The organism is Exiguobacterium sp. s36 (genome assembly GCF_018618345.1).
Taxonomy (GTDB): domain Bacteria; phylum Bacillota; class Bacilli; order Exiguobacteriales; family Exiguobacteriaceae; genus Exiguobacterium; species Exiguobacterium chiriqhucha.
In genome coordinates this window covers 1-368 of sequence record NZ_JACSLW010000036.1, presented here as the reverse complement: position 1 = coordinate 368, position 368 = coordinate 1, and the positions used below count along the sequence as shown (strand labels likewise).

General features: G+C 53.5%; 1 pseudogene. It reads right to left on the bottom strand.

Going from position 1 to position 368, the window contains the following annotated elements:
• Window positions 1–368 (bottom strand): annotated as a pseudogene (locus tag KNP95_RS16295) (hypothetical protein); the annotation flags it as partial.

The window sequence follows — 368 nt, the reverse complement described above, 5'->3', positions numbered from 1 at the left end:
ACGGCATGCACCCGTTCATAAAGACTGAGGTCAGCGTCTTTCCATCCCATTGGCCGCTCCAGCTGTTCAAGGTAATCAAGAGGGCTCTGCTCTTTCTCCTGTTGCAAGGTGTTCACCTTTTCTAAGTGTGTCTCGATATGTTCGAGGAAGCCTGCGGACGTCTGGTGGACCTCCTGCAACAATTTTTCCTTGTCGAGGAGTTCCTTGTCTTTCGTCCAACCGGCCAGATAGGAGAGCGAGAAGTCGTCCGTCGAGAACCCGAGTTGATGTGAGACGACATAGGCGACCATCTCGGCTTGGAACTCCTTCTCGGGTGCCGTGAGCGGTTGATCGCGTTCAAAATTCCGCTCCTGATTGTGTAGCTCCGC